Annotated in this window: 9 protein-coding genes; 5 read left to right on the plus strand and 4 right to left on the minus strand. The window is 68.2% G+C overall.

The window, feature by feature from the left end:
- The first annotated feature begins 89 nt into the window (after positions 1–89).
- From ACFVWG_RS17490 to ACFVWG_RS17500, 3 genes are all read left to right on the plus strand, one after another.
- On the plus strand, positions 90–413 hold the full coding sequence (locus ACFVWG_RS17490; RefSeq protein ID WP_391544316.1) for a rhodanese-like domain-containing protein: 324 nt from the start codon (positions 90–92) through the stop codon (positions 411–413).
- Between the two features lie 83 nt (positions 414–496).
- Complete coding sequence (locus ACFVWG_RS17495; protein ID WP_391544317.1) at positions 497–3,805, plus strand: phosphodiester glycosidase family protein; 3,309 nt, start codon at positions 497–499, stop codon at positions 3,803–3,805.
- Positions 3,806–3,824: 19 nt separating this feature from the next.
- Positions 3,825–4,751, plus strand: coding sequence for an LD-carboxypeptidase (locus tag ACFVWG_RS17500; protein ID WP_391544318.1), 927 nt, complete (start codon positions 3,825–3,827; stop codon positions 4,749–4,751).
- On the opposite strand, the gene ACFVWG_RS17505 is transcribed toward ACFVWG_RS17500, so the two are convergent.
- The 3 genes from ACFVWG_RS17505 to ACFVWG_RS17515 form a co-directional block, all read right to left on the minus strand.
- Positions 4,714–6,507: an alpha/beta fold hydrolase gene (locus ACFVWG_RS17505; protein WP_391544319.1), complete on the minus strand. Its 1,794-nt coding sequence runs from the start codon at positions 6,505–6,507 to the stop codon at positions 4,714–4,716. The two genes, ACFVWG_RS17500 and ACFVWG_RS17505, sit on opposite strands and share 38 nt — an antisense overlap.
- A 64-nt stretch (positions 6,508–6,571) precedes the next feature.
- Positions 6,572–8,350: an ABC transporter ATP-binding protein gene (locus ACFVWG_RS17510; protein ID WP_391544321.1), complete on the minus strand. Its 1,779-nt coding sequence runs from the start codon at positions 8,348–8,350 to the stop codon at positions 6,572–6,574.
- The gene (locus tag ACFVWG_RS17515; protein ID WP_391544322.1) at positions 8,347–10,110 is read right to left on the minus strand and encodes an ABC transporter ATP-binding protein; all 1,764 of its coding nucleotides are present in this window, start codon (positions 10,108–10,110) and stop codon (positions 8,347–8,349) included. The genes ACFVWG_RS17510 and ACFVWG_RS17515 overlap by 4 nt, the downstream gene beginning before the upstream one ends.
- A 129-nt stretch (positions 10,111–10,239) precedes the next feature.
- Between ACFVWG_RS17515 and ACFVWG_RS17520 the strand changes: the two genes are divergently transcribed.
- Entirely contained in the window at positions 10,240–11,664 is a 1,425-nt protein-coding gene (locus ACFVWG_RS17520) for an MFS transporter (protein WP_391544323.1), read from the plus strand.
- On the opposite strand, the gene ACFVWG_RS17525 is transcribed toward ACFVWG_RS17520, so the two are convergent.
- The gene (locus ACFVWG_RS17525; RefSeq protein ID WP_391544324.1) at positions 11,651–12,673 is read right to left on the minus strand and encodes a GTP pyrophosphokinase family protein; all 1,023 of its coding nucleotides are present in this window, start codon (positions 12,671–12,673) and stop codon (positions 11,651–11,653) included. The two genes, ACFVWG_RS17520 and ACFVWG_RS17525, sit on opposite strands and share 14 nt — an antisense overlap.
- Positions 12,674–12,725: 52 nt before the next feature.
- On the opposite strand from ACFVWG_RS17525, the gene ACFVWG_RS17530 reads away from it, so the two are divergent.
- Positions 12,726–13,304 carry a class I SAM-dependent methyltransferase gene (locus tag ACFVWG_RS17530; protein ID WP_391544325.1) on the plus strand — a complete coding sequence of 193 codons (579 nt, stop codon included), beginning with the start codon at positions 12,726–12,728 and terminating at the stop codon, positions 13,302–13,304.
- Positions 13,305–13,403: the final 99 nt, after the last annotated feature.

Below are 13,403 nucleotides of genomic sequence, written 5' to 3' on the forward strand. Positions count from 1 at the left end.
AGTCCCGATCACGCCCAGTACAGGGAAAGCGCTCTCATAATTCAACGGCTCGTCGGTGAACCATTGTGAGATCTGACATCATCGACCCCATGTCCCAGAATCAGCAGATCCCTTCGGTCGTGGTGGCCGAGCTCGACGACGCGCTGCTCGCGGAAGCCTTCGTCCTCGACGTGCGCGAACCCGACGAATGGGCCCGCGGACACATCGACGGCGCCATCCACATCCCGCTCGGTGACCTGCAGGAGCGGGTCGGCGAGGTGCCGAACGACCAGAAGATCCTCTGCGTCTGCGCGGTCGGCGGCCGGTCCGGCATGGCTACCCAGTTCCTGAACTCGGTCGGTCGCGACGCGATCAACCTCGACGGCGGCATGCACGCCTGGGAAACGCTCGGCAAGCCGGTCAGCACCGACTGATTCACCTGCTGTTCGGGGAGAACCTTCCGGTTGGACGCCGGTGACGTTAGTTTGTCACCGGTATCGAATCTGTGGAGGCTCCCGTGCCGTTCGTCCGTCCTGCCTGTACGGCGCTCGCCGTCGGCGGTCTGCTCGCCGCCATCACGCTGTCCCCGGCCCACGCCGCCCCCGGCACCGGACTGGCTGGTGACGGCGTGGTCGCCAGCCGCCAGGACAGTCCGGTCGCGCCCGGTGTCACCTATACCTCGTTCGAGCGGCTCGACCCCAAGGGCTGGTTGCGCGGCGACCTCATCTCCACCGATCTCGACAAGCACGGGGTGACGGTCGACTACGTCAGCACCGGCAAGGTCTCGGGCGGTGCGCCGCTCAGCCAGCAGTTGGCTCGCAAGGGCGCGATCGCCGGAGTCAACGGCGACTTCTTCGACATCAACGACACGACCGCGCCGCTCGGCGTGGGTGTCGAGCAGGGCGGCCGGCTGATCAACGCTCCGGCGGCCGGGCACAACGACACCGCGGTGATCGGCAAGGACGGCCTCGGCCAGATCGCGCAGCTCTTCCTGCAAGGGACGGCGACCGACGACGACGCGGTCAAGCTCGCCCTGACCAACCTGAACTCACCCTCCGTCAACTCCGGCGGTATCGGCCTCTACACCCCGGAGTGGGGTGACGTCGCCCGGACCCGAACCGTCGACGGGCTGCCCACCGTCCGCGAGGTCATCCTTCGCGACGGCGTGGTCGTCTCGTCAGCGGCAGCACCCGGTACGACGGCCCTCGCGGCGAACGAGCAGGCGTTGATCGGTCGCGAGGCTGGCGCTGACGCGCTCACCGCCTTCGAGATCGGCGACAAGGTCGACGTGAAGTACGGACTGCGGCCGGATGCGTCGAAGGTCGCGGTCGGGATCAGTGGGAACGTTCAGCTGGCCAAGGACGGCGCGGTACCGGCCGACGTACCGGATGCGGACCTGGCACCGCGGACGGCGATCGGGTTCGACGCCGACGGAAGCCGGATGATCCTGCTGACCGTCGACGGCCGGGCGACCGGATCGCGCGGGCTGTCGCTGAAGGAGATGGGTCAGCTGATGATCGGCCTCGGTGCCGACGATGCGCTGAACCTCGATGGTGGTGGCTCGTCGACGATGCTGGCCCGGTCGGCCGGCGACGCCGCGCCGGGCGTGGTCAACGACCCGTCCGACGGTGGCGAGCGCGTGGTGCCGAACGGGCTCGGGCTGATTCCGGTCAAGGGCTCCGGCCGCCTCAAGGGATTCCGGATCGAGGCAGCCGGTACGGCGGCCGAGGACGCGGATGCCGATCTGTCCCGCAGCTCCCGCGTGCTCAGCGGCTTGAGTCGCGTGCTCACGGCAACCGGTCATGACGAGACGTACGCGCCGGCCGCTGGTACGCCGTACTGGTTTGGTGGCAGTGCTGTCCGGGTTGATCAGCATGGCGTGGTGACTGGGCGGCGGGCCGGTGACGTGGTGGTCACTGCGGCGCGCGGGACGGCGAACGGGAGGTTCCCGATGACTGTGCTGGGTGCACCGATCCGGTTGGCGCCTTCGAGTCGTCAGGTGTCGCTGGCCGACTCCGCGGCGAAGGGGTTCTTCGAGATCGACGGGTACGACGCGGATGGGTTCGCGACGTGGGTCGAGCCGCGGGACGTCAAGCTGAGCTACGATCCGGCGGTCCTGAAGGTGGTTGCTAAGGGCAAGGGATTCGAAGTGAATGCCCTGAGCAACGAAGCGGTGTCGGCCGTGGTGACTGCGACGGTTGGCAAGTTGAGCACCCAGCTCAGTGTCACGGCTGGGCTAGCGAGCACGGTGGTAGACGAGCTGGATGATGTGACCAAATGGGCGGCGAACGCCGTACCGGCTGGTGCTGCGACGGCCACACGGTCCGCGGCCGAGGGGCACGACGGTGGGCAGGCGATTGCACTCGACTACTCGCTGACGGGCAGCACGGCGACGCGGGCGGCGTACCTGTCGCAGACTCCGCAGCAGACGCTGCCTGGACAGCCGCAGAAGCTCGGAGCCTGGGTGTACGGCGATGGCAAGGGTGCGTGGTTGCGTGCCAACGCTTATGACGCGGCCGGTGGTTCGGCCCAGACGTTGAACCTGGCGTCGGCGGTCGACTGGACCGGCTGGAAGTACGTCGAGGCAGACATCCCGCCGGGACTGACGATGCCGCTGCGGTTCTGGCGGATCTACGTGGTGGAGACGGTGCCGACGCGGCAGTACGCCGGCCGGATCATCGTCGACGACCTGACTCTCCGCAGCGCGCCGCCGGTGACGCTGGCGCCTGCGGCCAAGGTGGTCGACCCGATGGTCGTCACGGACGGAACCGTCACGGGTGGCGGGCGCTGGCGGTTCGCGGTGATGTCGGACGCGCAGTTCACCGCCGACGACCCGAACTCCGACTACGTGAAGCAGGCCCGGCGGACGATCCGGGAGGCGCTCGCGCAGCACCCGGACTTCCTGATCATCAACGGCGACTTCGTCGACCGGGCGTTCGGTCCGGACATCGCGCTGGCCAAGAAGATCCTCGACGAGGAGGTCGCCGGCGAAGTGCCGGTGCATTACGTGCCGGGCAACCACGAGAGCTACGGCCCGGGTGACCTGTCCGAGTGGACCAAAGTCTTCGGTGCTCCGACCAGCTCGTTCGACCACAAGGGCACCCGCTTCGTACTGCGGGATTCGTCGCTCGGTTCCTTGCGGGCCGGCGGGTTCGCCCAGATCGCCGATCTGCGCGCGCAGCTCGACGACGCGGCCCGGAACAAGTCGATCCAGAACGTCGTCGTGATGGCGCACCACCCGATCGACGACCCGTCGCCGACGCAGAACTCGCAGCTAGGCGACCGCAAGGAAGCCGCGCTGATCGTCAAATGGCTGGCCGACTTCCGCGCCCAGACCGGTAAGGGTGCCGCGTACATGGCCGCCCACGCCGGCACCTTCGCTGCCACTCGCACTGATGGCGTGCTGCTGCCGCTGACCGGCAACTCCGGCAAGAGCCCGGCCGCTGCACCGGACGCCGGCGGCTTCACGGGCTGGGCGCTGGTCGGCATCGGTCGCGAACCAAACTGGATGCAGCTGGAGCTCCGGCCGCACGTGGACACGCTCGAACTCGCCGTCCCCGCGACGCTCCGTCGCGGCGCCACCGCGCCGGCAGCGGCAACCGTCGTACAGGATGGTCGCCGGGTCCCGGTCAGCTTCCCCGTCTCAGCCGACTGGCAAGGCAACCTCCAACTCCACATCGGTCCTGCCAGCACTGCGCCGTTCTGGGCCGTAGCGTCGTACGACCCAGCCAGCGGCCAGCTGACCGCACTCCGCCCCGGCACCGCCGAGCTGAGCGTCACCGTCAACGGCGTCACCAAGTCGGCGCCCCTGAAGGTCACGTGGTGACGGGCGATAGGTTCAGCGGGTGACGAGTGTGGTGGTGCCGCGGCGGCTGCGGAGCGGGGACCGGGTTGCCGTGGTGGCGCCCTCTGGGCGGATCAGGTCCGAGCGGTTGGACCAAGGCACTGAGTACCTGAAGACGTGGGGTCTTGAGGTTGAGATCATGCCGTCAGTGCTCGCGGGACATGAGCGGTTCGCCTATCTCGCGGCTGAGGACAAGGCGCGGGCTGCTGACCTGCGCGACGCGTGGCTGGACGAGCGGTTCGCTGCGGTGTTCTGTGGACGCGGCGGGTACGGCGTGCAGCGGATGCTGGAGGCGGTCGACTTCGACGAGCTGGCCGCCGTACCGAAGTGGTTCGTTGGCTTTAGCGACATCACCGCGCTGCACGAACCCCTGAACGCCCGAGGCCTCGTCACGATCCATGGGCCGATGGCGGCTGCTGTTGAGCAGCTAGGCGTGGAAGAGGGGCGTGCCCGGGTTCACGACCTGCTGTTCGAGCCTGAGCGGGTCACCGACCTGCTCACACCGCGGGGTGCGCGCACCCTGATCGGTGGGGTTGCAGAAGGCGTGCTGCGCGGTGGCAACCTCGCACTGCTCGCCTCAAGCATCGGTACGCCGACCTACGCGCCACCCGTCGGTGTCGTCGTCCTGGAGGACGTGAGCGAGCAGGGCTATCGGATCGACCGCCTGCTCACGCAGTTGCTGCGGTCCGGCTGGTTCGACCAGGTGACGGGGATCGTGGTCGGGGACTTCAGCGAGTCCGATGACCAGGGGCTCGCGGCCGACGTCGTACGGGAACGGCTGGAGCCTCTGGGTCTTCCGATGGTGGAGGGTGCGGGGATCGGGCATGAGGACCTGAACCTCGCCGTACCGCTCGGGCTGCCGGTCCGGCTGGACGCGACAGCCGCGACGCTCACTCCGCTGTGGCCAGGTGCTGCCGCAGGAAGCTGAAGGCCCGCGGGTAGGCGTCGAGCTTGTTCTTGAGCTTGGCCAGGCCGTGGCCCTCGTCGGTGTAGACGGCCAGCTCACACGGCACCCCGCGCTGCTCGAGCGCCGCGCTGATCTGCTCTGCCTCGGACAGCGGCACCCGCGGGTCGTTGGCGCCGTGGATGACGAACAGCGGCGCCCGGATGTCGTCGACCCGGCTCAGCGGGCTCGCGGACTCCAGGAACTCGCGGTCGGTCGCGAGATAGCCGTACTCGCGCTCACGCGTCGCGCGGCGGTAGTCGGACGTGTTCTCCAGGAAGGTCACCAGCGAGGCGATCCCGACGATGTCCACACCGGCCGCCCACAGCTCCGGCTGGAAGGCGAGACCGGCCAGCACCATGTAGCCGCCGTACGAACCGCCCCACAGCACCGCACGGCTCTGGTCGGCCCCGATGGTCGGGAGCCAGGCGTGGATCGCGGCCAGGTCCTTCACCGAGTCGAGTCGCAGCTCGCGGTCGTCCAGCGAGTACCAGCGCTTGCCGTACGACGCTGAGCCGCGCACGTTCGGCACGATCACCGTGTGGCCCTCCGCGGCCAGCGCCGCGATCACCGGCTGCCAGACACGCATTGCCGCGCCCTCGGGTCCACCGTGGATGTGCAGCACGGTCGACCCCAGGTCGGGTCCGGTCGGCCGGAAGACGAAGACCGGCACCTGCTCGCCGTCGAACGACGGCACCCGCAGGCTCTCCGGCAGCGTCAGCTTCGGCACCTCAGGCATCCCAGGAGCCGGTACGGCGACCACCTCGCCGGTGGCCGGGTCATAGCGATGCACGGTCGGCGGGGTGGTCGGGGAGTTGTAGGTGAGCGCGACGAACGACCCGTCCGGCGACCAGACCGGGTCGGGAGTCGTCATGCTGAGTGCTGCACAGCCGCCGGCTGGCAGGTCGAGGCGGTTGATCTCCGAGCCGTCGGACAGCCGGTGCGTCGCCAGCGACACCTCACCGTCGTCGACCACGGCCACCAGCAGTTGATCACCGTCCGGCGACACCCAAGCGGCCAGGTCACGCGCATCGTCGACCAGTACGTCGCTCCACGCCGCAGTGCTCAACTCGTAGCGGCGCAAGGCCTTCCGGTCCCGGTCCGCATCGGTCGACACCACGAAGGCGGCGGAGTCCGGCAGCCAGGACACCTGGCCCTGGTCGTTGTGCGCATCGGCCGGTGTGAGCTCGGTGACCCTCTGAGTGGCCGTCTCGACCAGCAGGAGCTGGAAAGAGTTCGCCGGAACGGTGGCCACCGTCAGTACGACCCACTGGTCGTCCGGCGACGCGCTGACGCCCATGACCCAGCCACCGCCGTCGTACAGCACCGTGTCCGCGCCGGTGGCGAGGTCGCGGGCGATCAGGTCGAAGTCGACCCGATTGCGCCGGTTGGTCGTGTAGAGCACCCGGCCGGGCTTGGCGGCGACCAGGTGATGGAGGTAGTCGAGGTCGTGCACGAGCGGGGTCAGCGTGGGCAGCCCGGGCTCGTCGAGGTCGAGGAGCGAGAGCTGACCGCGCTCGTTCCCGCCGCTGTCGTGCTCGACCACCACCAGCCGGCTGTCCGGGACGAACTGTGCGCTCCGGCAGGTGTCAGCGAGGTCGGTGAGCGCGCGCCAGTCACCCTCCGGTGTGATCTCGTTGATCTGACGGACGCCGGTCCCGTCGTACAGGACGAGCACCCGGCCCTCGTCGTTCACGTCGAGAGCCATGGCAGCGGGCAGTGAGAGCAACGTCGTCAGCACACTTCATCCTCACACGGGTGGCGGCCAAGTGGCAGCCGATCAGGCTGCCACTTGGTGCAACGGGTCAGCGGTCGCCGTGCCAGGAGTGCCACAGCGCGGCATAGGGGCCCTGGGCATCGACCAGCTCGTCGTGACCGCCCAGCTCGACAATCCTGCCGTCTTCGACCACCGCAATCACGTCCGCGTCGTGCGCGGTGTGCAAGCGGTGCGCGATCGCCACCACGGTCCTGCCCTCCAGGACACCGGCCAGTGACCGCTCCAGGTGCCGAGCGGCCCGCGGGTCCATCAGCGAGGTCGCCTCGTCGAGAACCAGCGTGTGCGGGTCGGCCAGCACCAGCCGGGCCAGTGCGACCTGCTGAGCCTGCGCCGGGGTCAGGGTGATGCCCCCGGAACCCACCTCGGTGTCCAGGCCGTCATCGAACCCGGCCACCCAGCCGTCGGCATCCACCGAGCGCAGTGCTGCCCACAGGTCCGCATCGGTCCCCTCCGGCCGAGCCAGCCGCAGGTTGTCGCGGACACTGCCGACGAACACGTGGTGCTCCTGGTTGACCAGAGCCACATGGCTCCGCACCTGCTCAGCCGACATCTTGTCGAGCGCAGCACCACCCAGCGTGATGTCACCGACCCGCGGCGAGTAGATGCCGGCCAGCAGCCGGCCCAGTGTGGACTTGCCGGCACCGGACGGACCAACCAGCGCGACTCGTGCTCCCGGCTGGACGGTCAGCGTGACGCCGTGCAGGACGTCGCGGCCTTCCAGGTAGCCGAAGCGCACCTCGTCGGCCAGCACGGTCCGGCCCTCCGGCTCGCGCTCCTCACCCAGCTGCTCGGTCTCGATCTCACGGACCCCGACCAGCCGAGCCAGTGACACCTGCGCCACCTGGAGCTCGTCGTACCAGCGGATCATCATGTTGACCGGCTCGACCAGCATCTGGATGTACAGCGCGCTCGTGGTGAGCGCACCGACGGTCATCCAGCCCTGCAGCGCGAATCCGCCACCGATCACCAGCACCGCGGCCAGTGCGACCGTGTGCGTCATGTTGATCACCGGGAACAGGATCATCCGCAGATAGAGCGTGTACCGCTCCCAGGCGACCCACTGACCGATCCGGGTGTCGCCCAGACCGATCCGGCGGGTGCCGAGCCGGTGCGACTCGACAGTCCGGCCGGCGTCGACGGTCTCGGCGAGTGCCGAGGCCACAGCGGCGTACCCGGCGGCCTCGGAGCGGTAGGCCTGCGGTGCCCGGCGGAAGTACCAGCGGCCGCCGATGATCAGGATCGGCGCTGCGATCACCACGGCCACCGCGAGCGGCGGGGCCGTCACGATCAGCGCACCGATCAGCAGGCCGGCCCAGAGCACGGCAATGGTCAGCTGCGGTACGGCGTCGCGCATGGCGTGCGAGAGCCGATCGATGTCGGTGGTGATCCGGGACAGCAGGTCACCGGTCCCGGCCCGCTCCAGCACACCCGGCGGCAGCCCGACCGCCCGGACCAGGAAGTCCTCGCGCAGATCCGCGAGCATCTCCTCACCGAGCACCGCACCACGGAGCCTGGTCAGCCGGACGAACACCGTCTGGACGAGCAGGGCGATGGTGAAGCCCAGCACGACATACGGAAGGTCGACGTCCTTCTCACCCTGGGACAGCTTCTCGACCACGTTGCCGAGCAGCCAGGGACCGACCATGCCGCTCAGCGCGGCCGCTGCGTTCACCACAGTCAGCCAGCCGAAGGCACGGCGATGCCGACGGAACAGCGTCTTCAGGTAGGCGCGAACAGTCGCGCTCCCTGCCACCGGCAGGCGCACCACTTCCTGTGGTGCCGCCGGGTCGTACAGAGGGGGCTTCACACCGACTCCTCGAGAGTTGGCTCTTCTTCACGGGTGACGACCGCGCGGTACCGCGGATTGGTGTGCACCAGCTCGTGGTGCGTGCCGACGGCGTCGACGCGACCATCCGGCACGAACACCACCCGCTCCGCGCGGTCCAGCATCAGCGGGCTGGACGTGAACACCACGGTGGTCCGTCCGGCCCTCAATAAGCGCAGTCCGTCAGCGATCCGGGCTTCGGTGTGCGCGTCGACCGCACTGGTCGGCTCGTCGAGCACCAGCACCTGCGGATCGACGTACAGGGACCTTGCGAGTGCGACGCGCTGGCGCTGTCCACCGGACAGCGACCGGCCGCGCTCGGTCAGCATCGCCTGCATCGCGTCGTCCTCACCAGCGGGCAAGGTCTGACGCAGTACGTCGAGGATGTCCGCACACTGTGCAGCCTCGAGTGCTGTCTCCGGGGAGACCACACCACTAGCCGGTACGTCGAACAGCTCGCGCACCGTGCCGGACAGCAGCACCGGGTCCTTGTCCTGGACCAGCACGACGGTGCGCGCCGAATCCAGCGGCAGGTCGTCCAGACCGACACCGCCCAGCTGCACCGACGCTTCGTCCGGCTCACTCGTCGGGCTGTGTCCACCCAGGCGGTCGGCCAGTAGACCGCCCGCATCAGGGTTGCCGGACACCACTGCGGTGAACGAACCAGCTGGCACCTGCAGACCGGAGACCGGGTCGAACAGGTCGCCCTCGGGCAGCTGCGCCGCAGCCGTGCCCATGGTCTCGTCGGTGCGCCGCAGCGACAGCACGCGGGCCGCCCGCCGCGCAGACACCTTCGAGAAGATGAACGCGCTCGCGGTCTCCTCGAACGTGTGCAACGGCACCAGCAGGAAGGTGATGAACCCGTACGTCGTGACGAGCTCACCGACTGTGATCCGGCCGGACGACACCATGCGCACACCCAGCCAGACGATCAGCACCAGGAACAACCCGAACAGGAACACCTGCAGTGCGGCGATCAGTGACCACATGCGGGCGCTGCGGACCGCGCTGGAGCGGTACTCCTGCGAGGCGGCGCGGTAGCGGTCCAGGAACAGCTGCTCACCGCCGATACCGCGCAGCACGCGCAGACCGGCCACGGTGTCCGCGGCTAGCTCGGTCGCACGACCACCCTTGGCGCGCTGCTCGTCCGCACGCCGCTCGGCCGGGCCCATCAGGGGCACGATCGAGAACGCCAGCACCGGAACGGCGACAGCCACGATCAGACCGAGCTGCGGTTCGTAGAACAGCAGACCGATCACGACCGCGAACGAGGTCAGCAGTGCGGCCGTGAAGCGACCGAGCACCTCGACGAACCAGCCGATCTTCTCGACGTCGCCGCTGCTCACCGCGACCACCTCACCGGCAGCGATCCGGCGGGTGAGCAGTGAGCCCAGCTCCGACGCCTTGCGCATCAGCAGCTGCTGCAGGCGCGACGCCGTACAGATCCAGTTGGAGACCACCGCACGGTGGAAGAACGAGTCCGCGCCGGCTTTGGCCGCGCCGAACACGAGCAGCAGCACACCGGCGAAGATCAGCTTCGGCCAGGACTTGTCGATCACTGCCTGCACGGCCAGGCCGACCGCGATCGGAGCAGCGGCGATCCCGCCGAAGAACACCAAGCCCCAGAAGATCGCGAGCGCTTGCCCGCGCAGCTGCTGGTGCTCGAGCCAGATGATGAGTCGGAGAGCCGACCGGGTGTCTGGCACACCTGGGTCGGCGAACGGAATGAGGCGCAGGGACATGACGTCTCACAGACGAAGACATAGAGGGGTGATGAAGGGCACCTGACCAGGCGAATACATCAACCCTAGGCGCCGCCTCCGACAGTCCGTCAAACCCTTTTCGAAGGACCCGGAGTACATTCGGGAGCGATGGATGACGAGTTGAGTCGCAGGCGGCGGCTGGCCGTCCTTGGGATCTGCTGTTCCAGCTTGTTCATCGTGGGTCTCGACTCGACCATCGTGAACCTGGCGCTGCCCGCGATCCGCTCCGAGCTGGGTGCGTCGGTGACCGAGCTGCAGTGGACGATCGACGCCTACACGCTGGTGCTGGCGAGTCTGCTAATGGTGTCCGGGTCCACTGCGGACCGCGTGGGTCGGCGGCGGACGTTCCAGGCCGGCCTGTTGCTCTTCGGGATCGGGTCGCTGCTCTGCGGGTTCGCGCCGACGGTAGACCTGCTGATCGCGTTCCGGATGCTGCAGGCGATCGGTGGGTCGATGCTGAACCCGGTGGCGATGTCGATCATCACCAACACGTTCACCGATCCGCGGGAGCGCGCGCAGGCGATCGGTGTGTGGGGTGGCGTCGTCGGACTGAGCATGGCGGTCGGCCCGGTCGTGGGCGGTGCATTGGTCGACAGCGTCGGGTGGCGGTTCATCTTCTGGATCAACGTGCCGGTGACGCTACTAGCCGTCGTACTGGCTGCGTTGTTCGTGCCGGAGTCGCGGTCGCTGGTACCGCGGCGGATCGACCCGGTCGGGCAGGTGCTCGTCGTACTGCTGCTTGGTGGGTTGACCTACGGGATCATCGAGGGCCGTGAGGCCGGGTGGACCTCACCGCTGATTCTGGGCTGCTTCGCACTGACTGTGATTGCTGCGGTCACGCTGGTGCTTTACGAGCAGCGCAGGGACCAGCCGTTGCTGGAACCGCGCTTCTTCCGCAGTGCGCCGTTCTCCGGGGCCACGCTGATCGCAGTGGCCGGCTTCTCCGCACTGTCTGGGTTTCTGTTCCTCAACTCGCTGTATCTGCAGTCTGTGCGTGGCTACTCCGCACTGCATGCGGGACTGCTGACTCTGCCGATGGCGGCTATGACTGTGGTGTTCGCGCCCATCTCTGGCTGGCTGGTCGGGCACCGTGGGCCGCGACTGCCGCTAGTGGTGGCGGGGACGATGCTGGCTGCGTCCGGCCTGATCCTGTCCCGGCTGACTACGTCGACGACGGTGCTGGTGCTGGCGCTCGGCTATCTGGTCTTCGGCATCGGCTTCGGCATGCTGAACTCGCCCATCACGAATGCGGCCGTCTCCGGGATGCCTCGCGAGCAGGCGGGAGTCGCGGCCGCCGTGGCGTCGACGAGCCGTCAGGTTGGTGCCTCACTCGGGGTGGCGATCGCCGGTACGGTTCTGGCCGCGCGACTCGTCGGACCGCTCGAGAGCGGATTCGTCTCGGCCGCCCGGCTGTACTGGTACCTCATCGCCGGTTGCGGCCTGCTGGTGCTCACGCTTGGCCTGATCACCACAGGTGCCTGGGCTCGCCGTACTGCGGCTGTAGTCGCCGAGGACCTCGTCAAGCCTCGGTGATGCCGGCCCGGCTGAGGGCCTTCAGCCGACCACGCAGGATCTTCTGCCGGCGCTCCTCGTCCGGGAACAGGTCGATGTACGACGATCCGCCCGCAGCGAGCAGGTCGTCGTCCAACCGCCGTACGGTGCCGGCGGGAAACCGGTGCGTCATGGCGGCCTGGACGGCGAGGCTGTCGATACCGGAGAGCAGGTCGGTGAGCTTCTCTTCGGTGGTGACGCCCATCCGGGCCAGGATGCCGAGGATCCACGCATAGTGGTTCGTCTTGGCGTGCGGGGCGTCCGGGTAGCGGCGGGTCAGGTACGTCGTCAGGATCGACGTGTCGAGTTGCCGTGGCGACTTGTCCGGCGCAGCGGCGGCCAGCTCACGGTAGAGCCGGTCGATCTCGGTGAACTCGTTGTCGGCCAGCTCCATGAGTGCGGCCGCCAGCAGGAACCGCCGGTCGAACTCCGGCTTGCGGTCCGGCGGGATGTCCAGCTTGTACCGGATGTCGTGCTCGAACTCGGCCCAGGCGTGCTGAACCGCGGTCCGGACCTGGATCTCCATGGTCAGGTTCTTCAGTACGGCGAACTCCGGCTGCTCGCGCCGATGCGCGTTCAGCCGGACCAGGAAGTGCTTGCTGGCATAGCCGAACACGCCCTGCGCGCGGGTATGCGCGCCCATGTCGGTGTGCTCGACGATCTCGAACTCCTCCTCGATCACCTCGCACACACGGTCCACGGCCTCGACCAGGAAGGTGATGACGCGGGCCGCGACCAGATCGGTGATCTGCTCCAGCGGCTCGTCGTACTTGGGCCGGTTCGGATCGTCCGGATGCGGTTTGGCGGCCTTGGCCAGGAACGACTCAGGGTCCTTGGCCCGGGCGGTCGCGGTGAGGTAGTTGATGCCCTCTTCCTCACCGATCAGCTCGTTGATCAGCGCCTCGAGCTTGCGGGCACCGCCGACGTACTGCTGGTGCACCCGCTCGTACAACGCCGCGGCCTGCTCAGCCCACTCCACCCGCCCGACCATGCCCGCACCATAGTGCTCTTGACGCGTCACTGACACCTGCGAAACTCGCCCGATGCCGGACTTCAGCGACTGGACGCCGTACGTGGCCCACACCACCGGGGCGGCGCCACGTCCTTTCTATCTGCGGACGGTCGAGTTGGTGGAGCGTGTGGGGACCGCAGTGGACCTCGGGTGTGGGGCAGGTAATGAGGTGCTCGATCTGCTGCAGCGTGGGTGGCAGGTGCACGCTGTCGACTCCAGTACGGCGGCGCTGGCGGAGGTGGAGCGTCGTACGGCCGGACTCCCCGGGCTGACGCTGGAGCACAGCGAACTGTGGTCTGCTGAGCCTCCGGCGGCGGACTACGTGTACGCGGGGTTCAGTCTGTTCTTTGCGCCGCCGGAGCGGTTCGCGAAGGTGTGGGCGGTGGTGACGCGGGCTGTGCGGCCGGGTGGGTTGTTTGCCGGTCAGCTGCTCGGGCCGCGGGACTCCTGGGCCTCTGAGCCTGGCTTGACTGTGCACAGTGAGGCGGAGGTTCGGGAGTTGCTGACCGGATGGGACGTGCTGCAGCTGAAGTCGGTGGAGCTGGATGGGCGGGCTATGAGTGGTCCGAAGCACTGGCACCGGTTCGACATCGTTGCTAGACGCCTCTAGTGGAATCTAGTTCTGATGCTAGAAAGCTGTAGACACTGCTCGCGACACGCTCTGGTTGTTGATTGGTCAATCTACGGAAAACGCTAGACGGCCTCATAC

This window comes from Kribbella sp. NPDC058245, assembly GCF_042882005.1.
GTDB lineage: Bacteria > Actinomycetota > Actinomycetes > Propionibacteriales > Kribbellaceae > Kribbella.